Annotated in this window: 17 protein-coding genes and 1 riboswitch; of the genes, 7 read left to right on the top strand and 10 right to left on the bottom strand. The window is 53.0% G+C overall.

Translation table 11 applies throughout. The features are described 5' to 3' along the window. Entirely contained in the window at nucleotides 1-723 is a 723-nt protein-coding gene (locus VSQ83_RS11725; protein ID WP_301462151.1) for a 3'-5' exonuclease, read from the top strand. Nucleotides 724-813: 90 nt separating this feature from the next. Here VSQ83_RS11725 and VSQ83_RS11720 read toward each other — a convergent pair whose 3' ends face one another. The 4 genes from VSQ83_RS11720 to VSQ83_RS11700 all read right to left on the bottom strand — a co-directional run bounded on the left by VSQ83_RS11720 (nucleotide 814) and on the right by VSQ83_RS11700 (nucleotide 5,266). Further along, nucleotides 814-2,421, bottom strand: a complete 1,608-nt coding sequence (locus VSQ83_RS11720; protein ID WP_326427710.1) for a BCCT family transporter — start codon at nucleotides 2,419-2,421, stop codon at nucleotides 814-816. A gap of 36 nt (nucleotides 2,422-2,457) precedes the next feature. Continuing rightward, nucleotides 2,458-3,620 (bottom strand): IS3 family transposase gene (locus VSQ83_RS11715; protein ID WP_326425205.1). Its coding sequence is split into 2 segments (ribosomal slippage): nucleotides 2,458-3,365 and nucleotides 3,365-3,620, totalling 1,164 coding nucleotides; the frame shifts between segments, so codons are not numbered across the junction. A 291-nt stretch (nucleotides 3,621-3,911) separates the two neighbouring features. After that, the gene (locus VSQ83_RS11710; RefSeq protein ID WP_301462148.1) at nucleotides 3,912-4,364 is read right to left on the bottom strand and encodes a lysis protein; all 453 of its coding nucleotides are present in this window, start codon (nucleotides 4,362-4,364) and stop codon (nucleotides 3,912-3,914) included. Nucleotides 4,365-4,900: 536 nt separating this feature from the next. After that, nucleotides 4,901-5,266 (bottom strand): histone-like nucleoid-structuring protein, MvaT/MvaU family, encoded by a 366-nt coding sequence (locus tag VSQ83_RS11700; protein WP_095019784.1) that lies wholly within the window; start codon nucleotides 5,264-5,266, stop codon nucleotides 4,901-4,903. 639 nt (nucleotides 5,267-5,905) lie between these two features. Between VSQ83_RS11700 and VSQ83_RS11695 the strand changes: the two genes are divergently transcribed. The 5 genes from VSQ83_RS11695 to ppa all read left to right on the top strand — a co-directional run bounded on the left by VSQ83_RS11695 (nucleotide 5,906) and on the right by ppa (nucleotide 10,128). Next, nucleotides 5,906-7,458 (top strand): IS3 family transposase gene (locus VSQ83_RS11695; protein WP_326397640.1). Its coding sequence is split into 2 segments (ribosomal slippage): nucleotides 5,906-6,368 and nucleotides 6,368-7,458, totalling 1,554 coding nucleotides; the frame shifts between segments, so codons are not numbered across the junction. A gap of 126 nt (nucleotides 7,459-7,584) precedes the next feature. Next, nucleotides 7,585-8,778, top strand: a complete 1,194-nt coding sequence (chrA, locus tag VSQ83_RS11690; protein ID WP_326427709.1) for a chromate efflux transporter — start codon at nucleotides 7,585-7,587, stop codon at nucleotides 8,776-8,778. A gap of 72 nt (nucleotides 8,779-8,850) precedes the next feature. After that, a riboswitch (Fluoride riboswitch) is annotated at nucleotides 8,851-8,911 on the top strand. Between the two features lie 137 nt (nucleotides 8,912-9,048). Continuing rightward, the gene (crcB, locus tag VSQ83_RS11685) at nucleotides 9,049-9,432 is read left to right on the top strand and encodes a fluoride efflux transporter CrcB (RefSeq protein ID WP_326426830.1); all 384 of its coding nucleotides are present in this window, start codon (nucleotides 9,049-9,051) and stop codon (nucleotides 9,430-9,432) included. A gap of 10 nt (nucleotides 9,433-9,442) precedes the next feature. Beyond that, nucleotides 9,443-9,595 (top strand): hypothetical protein, encoded by a 153-nt coding sequence (locus VSQ83_RS26760; protein WP_442800258.1) that lies wholly within the window; start codon nucleotides 9,443-9,445, stop codon nucleotides 9,593-9,595. Nucleotides 9,596-9,597: 2 nt separating this feature from the next. After that, nucleotides 9,598-10,128, top strand: a complete 531-nt coding sequence (gene ppa, locus VSQ83_RS11675) for an inorganic diphosphatase (protein WP_326426828.1) — start codon at nucleotides 9,598-9,600, stop codon at nucleotides 10,126-10,128. Nucleotides 10,129-10,344: 216 nt separating this feature from the next. On the opposite strand, the gene VSQ83_RS11670 is transcribed toward ppa, so the two are convergent. The 3 genes from VSQ83_RS11670 to VSQ83_RS11660 form a co-directional block, all read right to left on the bottom strand. Next, on the bottom strand, nucleotides 10,345-10,779 hold the full coding sequence (locus tag VSQ83_RS11670) for a universal stress protein (RefSeq protein ID WP_326426826.1): 435 nt from the start codon (nucleotides 10,777-10,779) through the stop codon (nucleotides 10,345-10,347). A 67-nt stretch (nucleotides 10,780-10,846) separates the two neighbouring features. Continuing rightward, entirely contained in the window at nucleotides 10,847-13,579 is a 2,733-nt protein-coding gene (locus tag VSQ83_RS11665; protein ID WP_326426824.1) for a cation-transporting P-type ATPase, read from the bottom strand. A 425-nt stretch (nucleotides 13,580-14,004) separates the two neighbouring features. Beyond that, nucleotides 14,005-16,215, bottom strand: coding sequence for an LTA synthase family protein (locus VSQ83_RS11660; RefSeq protein WP_326426822.1), 2,211 nt, complete (start codon nucleotides 16,213-16,215; stop codon nucleotides 14,005-14,007). Nucleotides 16,216-16,486: 271 nt separating this feature from the next. On the opposite strand from VSQ83_RS11660, the gene nhaA reads away from it, so the two are divergent. Next, nucleotides 16,487-17,689 (top strand): Na+/H+ antiporter NhaA, encoded by a 1,203-nt coding sequence (gene nhaA, locus VSQ83_RS11655; protein ID WP_095019791.1) that lies wholly within the window; start codon nucleotides 16,487-16,489, stop codon nucleotides 17,687-17,689. A gap of 112 nt (nucleotides 17,690-17,801) precedes the next feature. On the opposite strand, the gene VSQ83_RS11650 is transcribed toward nhaA, so the two are convergent. The 3 genes from VSQ83_RS11650 to VSQ83_RS11640 all read right to left on the bottom strand — a co-directional run bounded on the left by VSQ83_RS11650 (nucleotide 17,802) and on the right by VSQ83_RS11640 (nucleotide 20,777). Further along, entirely contained in the window at nucleotides 17,802-18,335 is a 534-nt protein-coding gene (locus VSQ83_RS11650) for an NUDIX hydrolase (protein WP_095019792.1), read from the bottom strand. Between the two features lie 91 nt (nucleotides 18,336-18,426). After that, nucleotides 18,427-19,278 (bottom strand): universal stress protein, encoded by an 852-nt coding sequence (locus VSQ83_RS11645; RefSeq protein WP_326426819.1) that lies wholly within the window; start codon nucleotides 19,276-19,278, stop codon nucleotides 18,427-18,429. An 11-nt stretch (nucleotides 19,279-19,289) separates the two neighbouring features. Continuing rightward, nucleotides 19,290-20,777, bottom strand: coding sequence for a SulP family inorganic anion transporter (locus tag VSQ83_RS11640; protein WP_326426817.1), 1,488 nt, complete (start codon nucleotides 20,775-20,777; stop codon nucleotides 19,290-19,292). Nucleotides 20,778-21,293: the final 516 nt, after the last annotated feature.

Genomic DNA, 21,293 nt, shown 5'->3' with positions numbered 1-21,293 from the left:
ATGAAAAACCTAAAAAAGCAGCCTAAAAATAGAGTGCTGGACTGGTCTGCCGAGTTCGAGACATTGGCGAAGATTTCGGTTAATCCTCTATTACGAAAGTTCTATCAAGCTGGCGCGGTTTCAGCGCTGGCACCCATTGAGAGCGTTCAACTGCTGGCCATGGACGTAGAGACTACCGGCCTTGACTCACAGTCCCACAGCATGGTGAGTATTGGTGTTATGCCGTTCACGCTGAATCGTATTTGTTGCGGGAATTCACTTTACTGGGTGATAAAACCATCGTCCGAACTGAATGAAAAGTCAGTGACCTTTCATCACATAACCCATGCCGAAATTTTAGATGCCCCCGTGTTTGCGCAGGTGCTTGATCCTTTGCTTGAAGCCATGGCGGGCAGAGTGATTGTCGTCCATTACCGGAATATTGAGCGCGCCTTCTTGGATCAGGCAGTGCGTAGGTATTTAGGTGAAGGCCTTAAGTTTCCAGTCATCGATACGATGCAGTTAGAGGCACACTTCCATAGGCAAAAAATTAGCTGGTTCGGCCGACTGATTGGACGCAAGCAACAGTCCATACGGCTGGCAGACAGTCGCTCTAGGTTGAACCTGCCGGCTTATCACGCACATCATGCATTAACCGATGCTCTCGCGACTGCCGAGTTGTTGCAGGCGCAGATAGCAACTCACTACTCGCCACTCACACCTGTCGGTGAGTTATGGAATTGAACCAAGTTAATAGCTTCAAGGTGCAAGCAGATAGATATGTTACACCTTGAAGCTTGAGGTCAATCTTACCTATAGCCTAGCTCATACTGACTAGCGAGGCTCAGACATTAGTCCTTTCACTAGAGAGATACACCCTATCATTAGAACTATTGCGAAAGGCAACCCCGTGGATACTGCCATTGCCTGCAGTGCCACCAGACCGCCCCCCAATAGCAGAGCAATCGCAATCACGCCTTCGATTACCGCCCAGAACACCCGTTGAGGAACAGGCGCGTCAACCTTGCCTCCAGCTGTGATGGTATCGATCACCAATGAGCCGGAGTCAGAGGAAGTAATAAAGAACACTATGACCAGAATAATACCTAGGAATGAGCTGATCTCCTTGAGGGGGAGCTCTCCCAGCATGGCGAACAACTTCAGCTCTAAGACCGCGTCCTTGACTCCCATAAGGCTTTGAGTGGTCACTTGGTCAATTGCCGTACCGCCAAACGTAGTCATCCATAATACAGAAACTACTGAAGGCACAAGTAGAACAGAGATCAGAAACTCTCTGACAGTTCGACCACGACTGACGCGAGCGATAAACATGCCTACAAATGGTGACCAACTGATCCACCAAGCCCAGTAGAAGGCAGTCCAGCCTTGAGTGAACTCGATATCAGTACGTCCAAATGGGTTTGAGAGCGCAGGCAAATATTCAACATAAGTCACCAGATTTTTAAAGAATCCAGTGAAAATAGCCAGGGTCGGCCCCACAATGATTACGAACACCAACAAGAGCAGCGCAAGCCCCATATTGATCTGGGAAAGCATTTTGACGCCCTTGTCCAAGCCGGAAAGGACTGACCAAAGAGCGATTATGGTGATCCCAACGATCAGTACAACCTTGCTCAGATTCGTCGATTTAATTCCGAAGAGATATTCAATACCTGCAGCAGCCTGTTCTGCGCCAATCCCTAAAGAGGTCGCCAAACCAAATAGCGTGGCAAATACCGCTAGTATATCGATGATATGTCCCGGCCATCCCCAGACACGCTCACCCAATAGTGGATAAAAAATTGAGCGTATTGAAAGCGGCAAGCCTTTGTTATAAGAAAACAATGCTAAAGACAGCGCCACAATCGCGTATATAGCCCAAGGATGGAGTCCCCAGTGAAAGATGGTAGCCGCCATCGCCAAGTCAGCAGATGCCTTCATATCACCTTCGGCACCTCCTAGGGGCGCCCAATCCGTGCGTAAACCGCTCGCATCGACTGTCACACCTCCCATGGAAGCAGCGTAATGCGACATGGGTTCGGCTACCCCATAAAACATCAACCCAATGCCCATCCCCGCAGCAAAAAGCATTGAAAACCAACCGACGTAACTATGGTCTGGTTTGGCATCTCTGCCGCCCAAACGAACCTTGCCCAGCGGAGAGAAAATAAGTGCAATGCATAGCAAGACAAAAACGTTCGCAATGCTCATGAAGAGCCAGGCTAGATGGCTGGTTAGCCAGTTTCGAATGGAGCTAAAAAGGGGTTCTACTTCATTCTGCAATGCCAACGTCAAAATCACGAATAGTAAAATGGTGGCTGCTGAAATGATGAAAACTTTACCGTGGATATCGAGTGAGAACGAAAACTCTCCCTTGATGTTGTCTTGACCAATGACATAGTCAGTATCGATAAGATTGGCCGCTCCAGTAGGAGCAGGAATGCCTTCACTGGGTTGAGAAGGTGTGTTTTGTAGTGGTCAACTCATCCCGGACACGGTTTTGAGTTTTTCTTCCGTTTTCGCTGGGGCCAATCCATCGTTAAATTGATGAGGTCGGATCCAGTTGTAGTGATGCATCAGGTACTGGCTAATATCTCTCTGAGCCTGGTGGCCGGTCATGTAGCCAGTGGTTGGTATCCACTCTGTTTTCAAGCTGCGAAAAACCCGCTCCATCGGCGCATTATCCCAGCAGTTTCCTCGGCGGCTCATACTCTGACGCATGCGATAACGCCACAGCCGCTGGCGAAAGTTGCGGCTGCCATATTGGGATCCCTGGTCTGAGTGAAATAGCAGGCCTTGCGGCTTGCCACGCTGCTCGTAAGCCACATCCAACGCCTTGATCACCAAGTCTGCATCCGGCTTTTCTGATAACGCCCAGCCCACCACTCGGCGAGCGTAAAGATCCATGACAACCGCAAGGTAGTGCCATTTCCCCTGTGCCCAGATGTAGGTGATGTCGCCGCACCAGACCTGGTTGGGCGCTTCGACATCAAATTCTCGGTTCAATATATTTGGGATATCCGGCCGATCGACTGTCGCCTTTTTATAGGCGTGTGATCCTGGCTGCTTGCTGACCAACTCCAGCTCACGCATCAGCCTGCGTACCTTAAACCGTCCAATTTGCTCACCTTCTTCTTGCATCATCAACGTGATGCTTCGACTGCCGGGAGCACTTCGGCCCTGGGTGAACAACTCGCTCACTCGGCTACGCAGCCTGAGCCGCTCAACATCTGGTGTTCGCCGCCTTAGACGATGCGCGTAGTACCCCGAACGAGCGACCTCAAACGCCTCGCACAAGCAGTCAACAGGCTCATGGACGCTTAGCTGATTGATCAGCGCGTACGCTCGAGATCTTCCGACATCAAGAGCGCGGTAGCCTTTTTTAATATTGATTTCTCGCGCTCGAGGCGAGCAATCCGAGCTTCCAACTCCTGGATTTTTTGCTGCTCTGGTGTCAGGGCCTTGCTCTGGGGCGTGACGCCGGTGCGCTCTTGCTGAAGCTGGTCGACCCAGCGGCGCAGCGCCGACTCACCAACACTCAGTGAACGACTGGCTTCGATGAAGCTGTAGTTTTGCTTGAGCACGAGGTCGGCAGCCTCGCGTTTGAATTCAGCGGAAAAGGTACGGCGTTGTTTGGTCATCTGACACCTCGATCTGGCGAGTATTCTCGCCTAAAAGGGTGTCCGGTTTCATTAGACCACTACATTTGGACTATCATCCGTAGGCTTTCCAACCATAAGATTCCCCTTTTGAGATTCACGTCATAAAACGTGTAATTATCAATATCCCCGCTGTTCCTATGGTAAAACGAGATTTTAGCCAAGCTATCCTAGCAAGCTTTGGGAAAAAAATTTCTAAAACCTCAGCTCTTTTAACTTCTTACCAGAGACTTCTCTCGCGTAGCCTTTGCAGGCTTGCAACGCGATTAGTCCCTAATCGCCGTCGCCGTAGACTCCGATAATTCGTTGGGCATGCGCTGAAACAAGTTGGTTTCTAAGGGCACCATAAGCCATGCCGCCGGCACCGGTGGTAGGTTGCACTGCGTCACGAACCATTCGTAGCTCCGTCAAGTTGGACTTAAAGCCGCAGGTCGGCAGTAGCAAGCGATCACCCAGGCGTGATTGTTTGGTTTTTGCATCGGTCAGAGTTCGGCAATAGGATCGGTCACTGGCTGCCAGCGATTGCTCCAGCGTAAGGAACTTGCCCTGCTCTGCCAGAACCCGCGTGGGGCTGGCATTGGCCAGAAGGGTGAACTTGGTTTGGTGGGCAGCTTCCTTGGCGACCAATTGCTCATCGTAGGCGTGGCCTGCCACGGCCATGCAGTTCACGCGCTGCCCACCATCAGGGCAAGGATGATCAGCAGCACCCAGCACCGTATCCGCCATCACGCCAACACCTTGAGCGCTTGGGCATACAACGCTTGCCGATCGGCCACTCCATTCTGGTCACCATTGATGCGCTGGGTGATCCTGTCGAACTGACTAGTATCGGCAAAGGTGTTGTCGGTCTCTTTGCCAACTAGCCCCGTCGGTGCGATTAAACGCTTGTGGCTCCGGTCGTGCCTAGGGATATTCTCTAGCTCTCAGCTTAAGCAATACAACCACTCATCCACGCACGGAACTATGAACTGGGGGGGGGGCTGTTTTTAAAGTCGATGTCGCTAATACGACGGGGAAAACCGTCCTTGTTTATCAGGTTATTGTTTTGATACTCAGCAGGGGCGGTCAGGATGGGTCGTAATCTGGGGGAGTTGGCTAACACTAAGCTTCTATGGCCAGAAACGCACAGATTTCAGCGTCAGATAGGAGTTACTCAAGAGCCTCTGGAGATGCTTGAATTCTCCGCCGAGAAGATCAACCACCTATCTCAAATAACATACAAAAAAGGGCCCTCGAAGGGCCCTTTTGTACTCAAACCAAAATCACTTGGTCAGCCAGGACTCAACGGTATCTGAGCCGTGTTCTGCCTTCCACTCCTTCAGACCTTTGTGATTCCCACCTTTGGTTTCGATGACCTCGCCAGTGTACGGATTTTTGTAGACCTTCACCTGACGTGGTTTACGAGTGCCAGCTTTGGATTTCACTACTGGAGTGCTGCGGCCAGTCTGAGGATCCAACAAGTTGATGATGTTAGACAGGCTGTAACCGTATTCAGCAAGCAGAGCGCGCAGCTTCGACTCAAACTCTATTTCCTTTTTGAGGCCAGCATCGCCTTTCAGTGTTTCGAGAGCCTCGAGTTGTTCGGCAAGGTGTTTTTCGAGTTGGCGAAATTCAGCAAGTTTGGACATGTTTAATCTCTACGTAGTTAGTCCCATAACAATACACCAACTTTGGAGTTTTCCGCCAATCGTTTAGGTATAAGATCCATGAGTAACGATCACGAAGACGCGCACTGTGGAGTCTGGGCTCACACTCTAATTTTATTCGTTCCCTGTCAAAAGCGAAGTATTGAGGTCAACATCTTTGTGGCATGGATGTGTCTATGAAACTAGGGGTTATTCAGGATGATGTGCTGAGTATTCTGAGATTTACCCAGCAGCTGCAGACGCGGCTGTGCTTTATAGGTCGGTTGAGCAAGGGCGAATCGCGACTTACTCCGCTCACGCCGAGTATCTCACTAGCGAGATACTGAAAATCATGCCCGTCGGGACATGGGTATGTAGATCGGACACCGGGCCCAGCCCAAGCAGGCCTTTTAAATCCACTGAATGTCCAGTCACGCCTCGGGCTACTTCAACGGCTTCTTGCGGATTGACCTGCTGACTAAGGTAACCATCGCCCTGCCCCTGCCCAAAGTCGTCGGTGTGTGTGTAAATCGATGTAAGCGCCTCCTAAAACAGGCATATTGGATTCCCCCGGTGTCAGGATAGTTGTCGCCTCTCCGATTTTTCCTGAAAAAGCATATCGGGGGCGGAAAGAGACTGGTCGTGCCGTATTATTCATCTGAACGTAGAGCCGCATTGCTCAAGATGCTGCTTCCCCCGCTGAGCCTGACGATGGCCGAGGTTTCCCGGCGCGAAGGGGTCAGCGAAATGTCTTTGTCCAACTGGCGCAAACAGTTCAGATCCGAAGGGAATGTAGTGTCCGAAACCAAGCCGTCATCCCAGAACTGGTCAGCCGAAACCAAGTTCGCCATTGTCCTTGAAGCCGCCGGTTTGGCCGAAATCGACCTGGGAGAATATTGCCGCCGCAAAGGACTTTATCCCGAACAGATCGCCACCTGGCGACAGTCATTTATCAGCGGCCAAAAGTCTGAAAAGTCCCAGCAAAAAGACGACCGCGAACAAGCGCGTAAAGACAAGAAACGCATCCAGGAACTTGAGCGTGAACTGCGCCGCAAAGACAAGGCGCTGGCCGAAACCGCCGCGCTGTTGGTGCTGCGAAAAAAGCTCAACGATTACTGGGGGATCGACAGCGAGGACAACTGACCTCTTTGCCGGAACGGCAGTTGCTCGTAGCTTGGCTGGTCGAAGCAGTGGTGGCCGGAGCCCGAAAAGTCCTGGCATGCCGAGAGGTAGGGCTGTCGCTCAGAACCTTGCAACGGTGGACCGAAACGCAGGTGCTTCAAGCCGATGCCCGCACGACCACCGTGCGGCCTACGCCGCGTAATGCCTTGAGCGAGATCGAGCGGCAAGCCATCGTGACGCTGTGCAACAGCCCGGCATACGCCCATCTGCCTCCGAGCCAGATCGTTCCGCGTCTGGCTGACGAAGCACGTTATCTGGCGTCGGAGGCCACGTTTTATCGCATCTTGCGAGCGGCGGGCCAGCAACAGCATCGAGGCCGTAGCCAGCGTCCCCGGCGCTACGCAGCACCGACAACGCACGCTGCGCAAGCGCCCAACCAGGTGTGGTCGTGGGACATCACGTACTTGCCGTCGCCGATACGGGGCAAGTATTACTACCTGTATTTGATCGAGGATATTTACAGCCGCAAGGCCGTGGGCTGGGAAGTTTACGAAGAAGAAAGCGGCGAAAAAGCCGCTGCGCTGCTGCAGCGCAGCGTGATCGGCGAGCAGTGTTTATACGAGCCGCTGGTGCTGCACTCGGACAATGGAGCACCGATGAAATCGCTGACGCTGTTGAGCAAGATGTACGACCTGGGCATTACGCCGTCCCGTGGTCGGCCGCGAGTGAGCAATGACAATCCGTACTCGGAGTCACTGTTTAGAACGCTGAAATATTGCCCGCAATGGCCGCAGGCAGGCTTCGCCAGCCTGGATGCCGCACGGGTCTGGGTGAGGGATTTTATGCGCTGGTATAACAACGAGCATCGGCATAGCCGGATCCGCTTCGTCACGCCGTCAGAGCGCCATCGTGGGTTGGATCATCAGATCCTGGCTCGGCGGCATGACCTGTACGAACGAGCTCGGAAGAAAAGCCCGGAACGCTGGTCAGGTCAGACGCGTAACTGGGAGCCAATAGGGACGGTGATGCTGAACCCGGATCGGGAGCAGCAGGCCGAGAAAAGAGCGGCATAGTTGGATGGTTGACGCGACAAGTACCTTGAAAAACGCCGGATTGTAGAGCGTAGCCACAGTGTTAATTGGTCAGTACAGCAGCTATTTTTGGGAGCATGAATCTTGTCAGCTGAAAGTAGTACCAAGATGATTACAGCCCATACCCCGTGGACGGTTTTTCTGGTGTTCTTGCGCTTGGGATTCATCTCCTTCGGAGGGCCAATTGCACACCTAGGTTACTTCCGCGAAGAGTTTGTTGTTCGGCGCCAATGGCTCAGTGAGCGCAGTTATATCGATTTGGTCGCCCTGTGCCAGTTTCTGCCAGGGCCTGCCAGTAGCCAGGTAGGCATAGGTTTGGGGCTATCGCGTGCTGGTTTCTCTGGAGCAGTTGCCGCGTGGGCTGGGTTTACACTGCCATCGGCAATAATCCTCGTTTTGTTTGCGCAAGGGATGTCCGCGTGGGGAAATGCATTCCCAAGCGGTCTTTTGCACGGACTTAAGATCGTCGCGGTTGCTGTTGTTGCTCAAGCCGTCTGGGGAATGGCGCGCAATATTTGTACTGATGTGCCCAGGGTAACCATCGCTGTGTTTGCAGCTTGCGCAGCACTCATCTGGCCAAATGCCTGGGGGCAGATCGCCGTGATTATCTGCAGTGCTGTCATCGGTCTGATGCTTTTCAAGCCTGCTCAACAGCATACTGCTGAGTCCCTTCCAATATCAGTTAGCCGAAAAGTAGGTCTGGTATCGTTGGTGGTGTTCTTTGGCTTATTGGTAGGCCTACCATTTTTGATCCAGGTTTGGCCCTCTGAAGCACTAGCTATGACGAATGCCTTTTTCCGAGCAGGGTCATTAGTTTTTGGAGGGGGGCATGTTGTACTACCGTTACTTCAGTCTGCGACCGTATTCAACGGATGGGTAACCAACGACACATTCATTGCTGGGTATGGCTTAGCACAGGCCGTACCGGGCCCGCTCTTTACCTTCGCAGCATTTCTCGGAGCGTCCATGAACGCCCAACCCTCTGGTTGGATCGGAGCTACGGTATGCCTGGTCGCTATCTTCGCACCTTCATTCCTACTCGTAATCGGCGTGCTGCCATTCTGGGAGCAACTACGACATAGTTTTCGCACCCAATCGGCCCTTGCAGGAATTAATGCGGGAGTAGTAGGGCTACTCTTGGCGGCCTTATATAACCCAGTCTGGACGAGTGCAATTTTGAAACCTCAAGACTTCGGTTTGGCGCTGATAGCCCTTGTCGCCCTAATGTTTTGGAGGGTTCCCCCATGGGTAGTCGTCTTGGGCAGTGGAATGCTTGGATGGTGGCTCAGCGGTGTACTTTGAAAGCAAGCATCAGCCAAAGGTATCTTGATCTGTAGAGGAGGTTATTGATGTCAGTAGCGCGGATGCTATAGGATCTTATCAGGAGATGGCATTCCTCCTGTAACCGCCTTGTGCTGATGATGCCTACGTGAACCCTGGACAGGGTGCGTAGGTGTGCCTCCCTGTCCCTAATTTAGGACAGGATATGATCTTACTATTCGTGCTTCGCCCATCTTACAGCGCTGTCCCTCTGCATGCTTGGCCCTCCAGGTTTGGTAAGGAGTGCTCGCCATGCTGAAATCATTGATCGTCATTGCCATCGGCGCCTCAGTTGGTGCTTGGTTACGCTGGCTTTTGGGTATAAAGCTGAACGCTCTATTTCCTACGATTCCTCCCGGGACTGTAGTCGCGAACATGGTCGGGGGTTATCTCATAGGGCTGACCATCGCCTTCTTGGCTGCATCGCCTTCGCTCGGCCCTGAATGGCGCCTCCTGATCATCACCGGATTTTGTGGTGGTCTTACCACTTTTTCTACATTTTCAGCCGAAACAGTCACCTTGATTCAGGAGGGAAAACTGCTCTGGGCGCTTGGCTCAATTTCGTTGCACCTGGTTGGTTCGTTGGCGATGACCGCTGCAGGGCTTCTTTCATACCAAGTGATTGGTACTCGCTGAGGAGATAGACATGAAAGGCTTTATGGTCGTTTTCTTTACTCAACAAAACCGTCGCTATCAGGGAATGATGTTAGGCGAATGGATAGTCGATTTGCCAAAAGAAATGAGCCCACTTGGGAGAGATCCGTCCGACGCAACCACTTCTACAACATCGGAGGTATGAACATGAGCTACGCGGACATTCCTGCTGGTAACGCGATCCCCGATGACTTCTTCACAGTTATTGAGATCCCTGCAAACCACTCGCCGATCAAGTACGAGGTCGACAAGCAGAGCAGACAGATCTTCGTTGACCGCTTCCTAAGCACACCGATGTTCTATCCGGCCAACTACGGGTTCATTCCAAATACGTTGAGCGATGACGGAGATCCTCTTGACGTCCTGGTGGTTTGCCCTTATCCCGTCTCACCTGGAGTTGTAATCCGCAGTCGCCCGGTGGGTGTGATGTACATGACTGACGAAGCCGGAGCGGATGCCAAGGTGATCGCTGTGCCTCATGAAAAACTCAGTTCGATGTACAACGACGTAAAGGAGTGCTCAGACCTCCCTGCGCTACTCCTCGCACAGACCCAGCACTTCTTTGAAAACTACAAAGCATTGGAGCCGGGTAAGTGGGTGAAGATGGGGCGTTGGGGGAGCGCGGATGAGGCGCGGGAAGAGATTCGCAAGTCGGTAGCTGCGTATATTCCCAAGTAGGTTTCACTCCAAATTGAAAGCATCAGCCGGGAGTCAGAACTGAGGGGCAAGTGATTTGCCTCTCAGTCGCTCGGGACATCAAATGTCGAGGGAACCACACGCATAGAAAAGTGGATGGCTATGCTGCGCATGACTCAACTCAATCAAAGTCATTCCAGAATATCGGCCTTTGATAACCCACTTATGGGGTCGCGCTATCATGCATTTGACGATTTCCTATTTGACTAAGGTGATTGGTATATCTGAGAGTTGAATCACCTTTGCCGCGACAGAGCCCAGAAAAATCCCTGCAAGAAAGCCGTTGCCATGTGAGCCTAGGATGATGTTGTTACATCCTAAAGAGTGTGAGCACGCCACGATTTGGCTTGCTGCATCGCCTTGTAAGGTGTGAAGTGTAAATGCAACCCCTTCCTGCTTCAGAAGCACCCCAGCTTTTTGTGAGCTCTCAGCACTTTTATCACCGTAGTAACGATCAATCTCATCCGCTCTCATGTCGTGTGCAATTCGAGTTGGTAACAGTGGCTGTACATTCACCAGATGTACCTCAACCCTACCGCCCAGTAATCCGCCATCTTGGATTAGCCCAATAAGGTAACGCACTGCGCGCTCCGAGTGCTCGGAGCCATCGACAGCTACAAGTATTTTATGCATTTTCTAAATCCTCTTTCAGTGGCATGAAGATGCTTGTCGTTAGGGGATTGCCAGCTTGCAATCAGTTCTACTCGGACAGGCGGATTCGAATCTGTTTTTCAATCTCGATGATCGCAAAGAGCGCAACACCGACCCCGATGATAAGTAGGCCATCAAGGAAGGGGATCGCTTCTGTGGCAAACACCTTTTGCAGAGGTGGCGCGTAGGTGATGGCGAACTGGGCCAAGGTAACCACTGCGACGGTCATCCACACGACCTTGGTGCCACGAATGCCCTTCCAGGTGAGCGATGTGCTGTAGAGATTACGAATAAAGAACAGATGGAAAATCTCCATCACGACTAGCGTATTCACCGCGATGGTTCGGGCCAACTCCACGGAGTAGCCACGGTCGAGCGCATACGAAAAAATGCCGTAAACACCACAGAGGAACAGAATAGAAACAAGCACCATATGCCAAACCAACGCACCGCTTATGAGTGGCTCCTTGCGGGAACGGGGCGGTCTGCGCATTGTGTTTTCTTCGGTAGGCTCGAACGCCAATGCAATGCCGAGCGTTACTGCGGTAATAAGATTAATCCACAGAATCTGTATCGCCGTGACCGGCAGTGTAAGGCCGAGGAGCAGGGCCACGATGATGGTCATGGCTTCACCCGCGCTTGTGGGAAGCGTCCAGCTCAGGACTTTCTTAATATTGTCGTAGACTGTACGCCCCTCGCGCACTGCAGCAACGATGGACGCGAAGTTGTCATCAGCCAGCACCAGGTCGGCAGCTTCCTTGGCGGCGTCACTACCTTTCCCCCCCATAGCGATGCCAGCATCGGCACGCTTTAGCGCTGGTGCGTCATTAACGCCATCGCCCGTCATTGCCACTGTCATGCCATTCGACTGCAGCAGCATGACCAACCTGAGCTTATGTTCAGGGCTGGTACGAGCAAAGATATTGACTTCCTTTACCGCCTCCTTGAGGGCGGCATCGTTCATAGAGTCCAGGTCTATACCGGTCAGCACATTGTCGGGATTTTGCAAGCCAATCTGCCGACCGATTGCGGCGGCGGTGCCGCCATGATCGCCAGTGATCATTTTTACGACAATGCCCGCCGCCTGGCATTGTTGAACGGCCTCTATCGTCTCGGGTCTCGGCGGATCAATTAGCCCGACCATACCCAACAAGGTTAGCTTCCCTTGCACGTCCCCAAACTCCAACACGGTGTGCTCTGGCTGAACTGATCTAGCGGCAAACGCCAATACACGCTGCCCCTTTGTAGCAATGGCGTTTGCCTGTTCGTGCCAGTAGTGCGCATTGAGCGGTTCAGTCCCGCCGGCGTTTACGAGCTGCTGCGTACTCATGGCCAGTATTTGCTCTGGCGCGCCCTTCACATAGATAGAGGCATGTCGATCATGATTGTGATGCAGGGTCGCCATGAAGCGGTGTTTCGCGTCAAACGGAATGGCATCGGTTCGTGGCCAGGTACGATGATCTTCATCGCTATCGATTCCAGCTTTTCCGGAAAACGCCAGCAAGGCCCCCTCCATCGGATCACCCTCCACCGTCCATACATCCTCATGCAGGCGCAGCGAGGCATCGTTGCAAAGACCTGCTGCTCGCCCCAATTCTGAGAGCGCGGGGTGAGACGATATGTCGATTAACTGATCGGCAAGATTGATGCTTCCCGCTGGCTGATAACCTGCACCATCAACCGTGAAGATGAGATCGTTCGTCACGACCGATGCCACCATCATTTCGTTGCGGGTGAGTGTCCCGGTCTTGTCAGTACAGATGACGGATACCGAGCCGAGCGTCTCGATGGCAGGCAAGCGACGCACGATGGCGTTGCGGCTAGCCATTGCCCGAACGCCGACAGCTAGCGTAATGGTAAGGACGGCGGGCAGCCCTTCAGGTATCGCCGCTACCGACATACCAACCACTACCATGAAGATCTCGGTGAACTCGTAGTGCCCAACATAATGGCCAAACACGAGCAAAAGGCCCCCGACTAACAAGATCAAGATCGTCAGCCAACGGGCAAACACGTTCATTTGCTGCACCAGCGGCGTGGTCAGCGTTTCTACACCTGCAAGTAGAGTGCTGATGCGTCCGATTTCAGCAGCTGCTGCGGTAGCAACGACAACCCCTGTTGCTTGCCCGCAAGTCACGAGTGTGCCGCTGAACGCCATGCAAGTACGATCACCCAAGGCTGATTCGAGGCCCACTGGCTGGGTATGTTTCTCTACTGGTACGGATTCACCTGTAAGAATGGCTTCTTGAATCTGTAGTCTGTTCGCGTGCAGCAGGCGTAAATCAGCAGGGACTTTGTCTCCCGCCTCCAGCAATACGATATCGCCCGGTACTAGCTCCTCGCCCACAATACTTAAGCGTTGGCCTGCGCGAATCACGGCGGCGTGCGGTGCCAGCATCTGCCGGATAGCGTCCATGGCTTTTTCCGCTTTGCCTTCCTGGACGTAGCCAATGATTGCGTTTGCAATGACCACCGCCAGAATCACCACCGTATCCCACAGATGCTGCAGCATCGCGGTAATCGCAGCGGATCCTAGAAGCACATAAATCAGAATGTTGTGAAATTGCAGCATGAATCGCAGCCACGCGGGTCGCCGTGCGGCTTCTGGCAAACGATTGAAACCAGTGCGGTCAAGCCGGGCTTGAACTTCGGCGGCCTCCAGCCCGACATGCTCATTGACCTCAAGCAGGTTTGTCACCTGCTCTGCAGGTAGGGAGTGCCAGGCCAAGGAATGCGGAGGGATTGGTGTTTGCCCCGTTGATGCGTCGACCACCTGCTTCATCAATGAGTATCTCCTGTGCACACAGCTCAAGTGAGACGGGCTGAGGTGATCATGAGCGAGCGTGGGAATATAAGGCTGAAAACATTATTTTCGGTCTTACATCCTATAGTTCCTTCTAGCTGACAGGAACTATAGATGTAACGCAATCAACCGGTTGGCAATTACTGATGTAGATCAAACTATCAGCAGCAATTAATGTGACAAAATGTTTTGATGAGAAGTTTAATCTTCTAGATTTTTATCTAATATTGCATGCAGCCGAGCACTGCGCGAAGCAAAAACGGGGAGGCATAAATACTACTGCTGCTTTTAAGAAAACTCTGTTTATTCACTATATGGCATGCAGTTTTTGCAATATTCCTGTGTTGCCTTGTTAAACCCGGAATATTAATGCTTTCAACTTAATCCCAGATATGCATAGCGCCCTAACTTGATTTAGCTACGTTATCAACCTGGGACTCTTCCAGCGCCTCCGGTGCTTCTAGCAGCTCGGTAATAACGCTGAAGTCACTCACTTCAACGGCACCTAGCCCATAGCCAAGCAGGTGGAACGAGAACGCTTTACGCGGCTGCGTATTATCGAAACTGAAGTCCATCTCCAGCGGCTGATCGGCAGTGACGACCATTTCTGCTGGCAGCCCCAGTGGCACATCCTGCTCCAACTCCTTGGCTTTCAGCAGGATGTAGGCGTTCTGCTGTGGATCTAAAGAGCGCACGGTCAGGCGCACGCGTGTTTGTGAGCCCTTGGGCATTTCCAGATACTGAGCACCGATCAGGTTGTCAGCCCAGTCATCCTTGATCTGTGCCTGAAGCGGGATGATGGTGGGACTGCCGAACTGGTAGTGCTGGTTCAACGGTGTCCGGATCAGCGAATGATCCAGCGCCGAGGCTTTTGATGTGATTTCTCGTGTTCGTTTGCCCCCGTACTGTCCAGCAAGGGTAGCGTGGTCGGCAATGAACCCTGCGCTATTGTAATTCCTGCAACGCTGTTGAAAGTCACACTCGATCAAGGTGCCTTGGCCATCGTGATAACGCAGCTTGTCGTTGGTGAACGACATGATCTCGCGGCCTGTTTCATAGTCACGAAACAGCGAGCGACCGCTCAAGGCTGAGGGGACAGTTAAGGCGAAATAGTCGAGTATTGAGGCACTCAGATCGACATGCCCGTAGACCCCAGACTTTACCTTGGGCAACTGATCCTGCTCGGGCGCTAAAATCAGGTTGAAACCCCAAGAGGAAGCTAGGCGCACTCCATCAATTCCGTGAGATTCGTCCGAGGTGATCACCACCAAGGTGTTTTTCAAGATGCCTTGGCGTTCCAGGCCGTTGAGGAATTGCCCTAGGGCATCATCCAGATATCCGACGGCAGCCTGCTTGGGTGTGTCGTAGCGCTCAAGATAGTCCTGAGGGGCCGAATAGGGTTGGTGGGTGCCAACGGTCAGCAGGGTCAGCATCCATGGTTTTTTCTGCTTTTTCAGCTGGCCGACGTAGTCGAGTGCCCCTTCGAAGAACGCCTTGTCGTCTTTGCCCCAAGGAAAATCTAGATAGTTGCTATTGGTGAACCATTCCAAGCCGTGGGTAGCATCGAAGCCAATGTGCGGCATGATCTTGTCTTTGGCCATGAATCTAAGGCCTGCACCCTGAAGGTAGTGCGTGGCGAATCCGTTCTTGTGCAGTTGGGCTGGGAGGCACGCCTTGTTCCGTTCGTTCTGGGTCAACATCTCAACCCCCTTGGGCGTTCCGTTGTCCAGTTTGTCGTAATCGCCGCAAAGCATAGCGTAAAGGCCGCGAATGGTTTGATGGCTATGCAGTACATAATCCGGCGTATTCATTCCGCGTTCTGCCCAGCGACTGAGGTTGGGCATGAGATTTTCTTGATAGCTGCTGTGCAGGGCTTGGCGGTTGACGCCAACGTAGGCACCAGGAATACCTTCCAGCGCGATGATCAACACATTCCGCGCCCGCCCTGGTGCCGCGAGCAATTTCTGTCCGTCCAGATCGAGTTGAGTAAGCCCCGCCATTTGCGGAGGGAGATCGACAACATCACGCTCCAGCCACTCTTCTGCGCTTGCCTGAACATCGCCAACGCTCGCGGCCATCAACTGATGTGGCAGGTTGAACAAGCGCCACTGGTCTTCTTCTGAGGGGTACAGGTGCTGAGCACCCCAATGGGTGATCAACAGCAGTAGCGGTGCTGCCCACGCGTTTCGTGGCAAGCTCGGAGACGTAGCGTAGCGTCCTAGGTACTGCGTGACCAGCCAAATCACCAGCCCAAGAAACAGAGTAGCGGCCAGCCAAGGCTGGGCGAAACCACCCCCGGTAGAGTTTTCCAAAAACTGAGGGTCGATCAGGTAGTGCAGGTCTGATGAGTTGGGAAGCCTACCGACCGCGCTGACCAGTTCGGCAGTCGCCAGAGTCATAAGCCCCCATGCCAGCAATACCGGTAGCGCTAACCACCAAGGACAGCGATGCAAGAGTACGATGAGCAGGCTCGCAATTCCCAGATCTGAAAGATAGCCAAGTGGATTCGACCAACCCAGAGCTGCACGCAGGCACAAAGGCATGATCAGAACCAGTCCGATCAAGGCGATGAGACGTGCACGGGGTTGACTTAACCAGCGATGGATAACGTTCACGCAAAGGCCTTCCAGACATTAAATCTTCATATAAATGTGCTGGATGGTATCAAGCAGTGGGACGACTCATCGGGTTATTCGAAAAGGAGACGGTGGATCGAGTCAGTGACGGCATTGGTGCTTGGACGTAAGCCCTATTTCAGAGGCTTGCGTTGAGGAATGCTCGCTGACTATGCCCTTCAGCATTAACTGTTTCAGGCTGTTTAACCCCGCCGCGCATGTATGGGCCAAGTGTTAATATATTACCTTTTAAGTGATCCAAAGGACGTTGATGACTAATCATCAAGCTAAAGCCGAAACCCCTAGAGCAGCCGCGATTCTGGCTCGCTTCCTGTCGTCGGAGTCCGCTGGCGGTCTTGTGCTGATGGGCGCAGCACTCGCGGCACTAATCGTGGCCAACTCGCCTCTCTCGCAAAGTTATTTTGCAGCCTTGCACAGTGTCTGGTTGGGCATGTCTGTCGAGCATTGGGTCAATGATGGCTTGATGGCGATCTTCTTCCTGATGGTCGGACTCGAGATCAAGAGAGAGGTTCTGGCAGGAGGGCTCTCCACTTGGGGACAGCGCGCCTTGCCTGGATTTGGTGCCGTCGGTGGCATGGTTGTGCCTGCGCTTATTTACATCGCAATCAACTGGGGTAATTCTGAGACGTTGAAGGGGTGGGCTATTCCAGCCGCTACCGACATCGCATTCGCCTTGGGCGTCTTGTCGTTGCTGGGGAAGCGAGTCCCTACGTCGCTGAAGGTCTTCCTCGCTGCCTTGGCGATCATTGACGACCTGGGTGCTGTGGTTATCATCGCCTTTTTCTACACCACTGGTCTTTCCATGCCGATGTTGCTGGCATCGCTCGCAACCCTGGTCATTCTGATCGCAATGAATCGATTGGGCGTCAGACGATTATTCCCATATATGCTGGTCGGTGGTGTGCTGTGGTTCTTCGTGCTGCAGTCGGGGGTGCATGCCACTCTTGCGGGTGTTGCCGTTGCACTGTGTGTCCCAATGGGCAAGCCAGAAGAGGAAGCCAGGTCTCCACTGCTCTTCCTAGAAGAGAAGCTGCACATGTGGGTAGCATTCGCTGTGGTGCCGATTTTCGGCTTCGCCAACGCGGGTGTTTCATTAGCCGGTATTTCGATGGAAAACCTAGTCGATCCGGTTCCGCTGGGTGTTGCGCTAGGCTTGTTGGTGGGCAAGCAGATTGGCATTTTCCTATTGGCTGCTCTGGCCATTCGTATGGGCTTGGCCAAACTGCCGGAAGGCAGCAATTGGGCACAGCTTTACGGCGTTGCGCTCTTGTGTGGCATCGGCTTTACCATGAGCCTGTTCATCGGAAACCTGGCGTTTGCTGGATCAGCTCACCTGATCGACGAAGTAAAAGTCGGTGTGTTGATCGGTTCGACCTTGGCTGCAATCGGTGGAGTCCTGATTTTGCGACGCAGCGCTGGGCCCGCCATTGTCGCCGCCACGGTCTCTAAATAAGCGTAAGCGAGCCGGCCACGGAGTTTCTCCCAGACAAAAATCCTGTGGCTGGAACATCGTCTCGCGAAGTGAGGTCATCGTGCTTTACGCCACAAGCTGCTGAGATAGCCCCTCAAAGGCTGATTGGCGGCATCAACTCGGACGCGACTTTTTTCAGCATGAACGTTTCGCGCTGAATTGACTGCCCCATCGATGACTCCTGACGCTGCATCACGGCTTCATTATGCGTTATGGCTTCATGCAGGTTGATCCAGACAGGCCGCATACCATTAGCGATTTCGTGGCTTTCCATTCTCACGGGCGCTAGCTGGGGCGCGACTTCGCATTGATAAAAATGCGAGGTCATGTGCATCAGATCGTACTGTGGCTTCCAGTAGGGCCGGTACTCCTCGATATAACCGTAGTGCTGGAGTACCTGTATTTCACGGGCACCAGTCTCTTCCTCAAGCTCACGCCTCAGGCCTGTGACAATGTCCTCGTCACCATCAAGACCGCCTCCAGGAAAGCTGAAGTCGTTATAGCGCTCGGTGAACAGCAACAGGATCTGATCATCCCGCATCACGATGCCGCGTGCTGCATGTCGACGGAATACTCTGCCCTGTTTGGATTTCAGCTCGGGGTGAACAATTTCAGTTATGAGTTGCATGTGGTCTCGTTACGGCAAGATCAGTAGTTATCATCCAGGGTGGCCACGGCATTTCCGCAGTTCTGGAAATACTGTGGCCAGTGGAATTGGCTCAGCGAAGCAGCAATACGGGTAAAGTGGATGTTCGCAGCATCGTCGTGGTCGTGCTGCCTACCAGAAACTGCCTGATGCGAGAGTGCCCGTACGCCCCCATGACCAAGAGGTCAATGCCTTGCTCTGCCTGATACGCATGAAGTACCGACTCCACTTCGCCTGGGCGGATCTCGGCATGCACCAACGAGCCAGAAGAGGTAAATGTGGCTCGTGCTTTCTCCAGCTCGTTCTGATTTTCTTCAGAGTCCTTACCAACCATGACGATATGAATTGGCAGGCCTTCGCACAGCGGGCTTGAAGCAATCATCTGTACGGTCTTGTGGCCTGTAGCGCTGCCGTCAAATGCCACCATGACCGTTTCAGGTTTCCTGAAATGGCTGGTTGTAATCAGGATGGGGCGGTGGATAGTTCGGACTACCGCTTCAATCTGGGTGCCAAGACTTTGGGCACTGCGCGTGCTGCCCTCACCGACTCTTCCAATCACCAGTAATCGAATATCGTCTTGGAGATCGCTCAGGCTCTCGACGAGATGGCCATGGCGCTGCTTCAGATCAGGTGACATGGCGCCAGAGATAACTGTCCGCTCGCGAGCTTTTTCAAGCATGTGCTGCCCATGCTCCAAGGCCAGTTTTGCACGCTGCGCATCCAGCGTGGCCAACTCTTCCATTAGATGTTCTCTGCTACCGAGACCGATATTGCCGCTGAGGTCTGCGGATGCAGGATATTTCTCCTTATCCAGCACATGAAGCAAGGTCAGGGGAGCGCTGAGTCGTTGCGAGGCCCATGCTGCGTAATCGCAGACCGCCAATGAGGATTGTGAGTTATCAATGCATGCCATTACGTGGGTCATTGTCGTTCTCCTTAGTGGCTCATGAGCTTGTCGATGGCACCGGGTTTGTCATGCACACCGAAGCGGTCAACGATTGTTGCGCTGGCTTCATTGAGACCGAGCACTTCAACCTCAGCGCCTTCACGACGGAACTTGATCACGACCTTATCCAGCGCTGCGACGGCAGTGATATCCCAGAAATGCGCCTGTGTGAGATCAATGCTGACTTTGTTGAGAGCTTCCTTGAAGTCAAAGACTTCAGCGAACTTGTCCGCAGAGCTAAAGAACACCTGGCCCACAACGTGGTAAGTCCGATGCGATTCCGTCTCTTCCAGAGTGCTCTTGATATCCAGGTAGTGCCCAACCTTATTGGCAAAGAACAGCGAAGCCAGCAACACACCTACCAGTACGCCATAGGCTAGGTTGTGAGTGGCCACGACGACCACAACGGTCGCCACCATCACGAGGTTGGTCGACAGCGGATGCTTTTTCAGATTGCGCAAGGAATCCCAGCTAAACGTGCCGATGGACACCATAATCATCACAGCTACGAGTGCCGTCATAGGGATTTTGGAGAGCCATTCGCCAAGAAACACTACCATCAGCAGCAGGAAAACGCCGGCGCACAATGTTGAGAGACGGGTACGACCACCAGATTTCACGTTGATGATCGACTGGCCGATCATGGCGCAACCTGCCATGCCGCCAAGCATGCCGGCAGCGATGTTGGCCACACCCTGGCCTTTGCACTCGCGGTTTTTGTTGCTGGTGGTATCGGTAAGGTCGTCGACGATGGTCGCGGTCATCATTGACTCGAGTAGACCCACTACGGCCAAGGCAGCCGAGTACGGGAAAATGATGCGCAGGGTTTCAAAGTTCAGCGGCACTTCGGGCCAAAGGAAAATCGGCAACGTATCCGGCAGTTGGCCCATGTCACCGACGGTGCGGATATCCAAACCGAGGTAAATGGCGACGGCAGTCAGCGTCAGGATGCACACCAACGGTGACGGAATCAGCTTGCCGATCTTCGGTACGTATGGGAACAGGTAGATGATCCCGAGGCCTGCTGCGGTCATGGCATAGACGTGCCAAGTGACATTCGTAAGTTCCGGCAACTGCGCCATAAAAATCAGAATCGCCAAGGCGTTCACAAAACCCGTGACCACAGAGCGAGAGACAAAGCGCATCAGTGAACCTAGCTTGAGGTAACCCGCGAGAATTTGAAGTACCCCACAGAGCAACGTGGCTGCAAGCAGATACTGAAGTCCGTGCTCTTTAACCAGAGTAACCATGAGCAGTGCCATGGCGCCGGTAGCCGCCGAGATCATGCCGGGACGACCACCGACAAAGGCGATAACAGCACAGATACAGAAAGAGGCGTAAAGCCCAACCTTTGGGTCAACGCCGGCGATGATGGAAAAGGCGATTGCTTCGGGAATCAGTGCAAGTGCGACCACGATCCCCGCGAGCACATCTCCACGGACATTGGAAAACCACGTTTGTCTAAGTTTTTGCAGCATATAAATATCCAAGGCAAAGCATCGCGCACGCCAAAGGGATGGCGAGCGAACCGATGCAAATTCAAATTTTGAGGATTTTTTGCTGTGTGCTTAAGGTGTAGAACCAGGCGTACAGCAGTGCGCACCCGCGAGCGAGGCTAGCGGAAGCAGGGTGTTGCGAGGGGGCGTAGCGCTAAGGCGGCGTAGGCTGCCAGTAGATCGTTTGGAGTACAGTCATGCTAGTGTTCCTGTAGCTCAAAGTGGATGCGAGCCGAAATTATACATTGTAACTAGTGTCGATTACGACCTGTTGTCTCGCATTGGGAGATTTGCGATGACTAACACCTCTTGGATACATCCCTCGTCTACGCTTCCTCTTGTAAGCTCTCGACCTCTCAGTTGGGAACTACACTTCTGAGAAGTGCAGATATTAGCCAACCAGATGCATTTTATTGTTTTCCAGCCGACTTTTGATCTAGGTCGCTCAAAGGTGGCTTTTGAACGCATTAAGCCTCGCTAACGGGTCGCGGTAGGGAC

The organism is Pseudomonas sp. DSV-1, assembly GCF_035830915.1.
Classification (GTDB): domain Bacteria; phylum Pseudomonadota; class Gammaproteobacteria; order Pseudomonadales; family Pseudomonadaceae; genus Aquipseudomonas.
The sequence above is the reverse complement of the archived record's forward strand: the minus strand, read 5'-3'. Positions and strand labels throughout refer to the sequence as shown.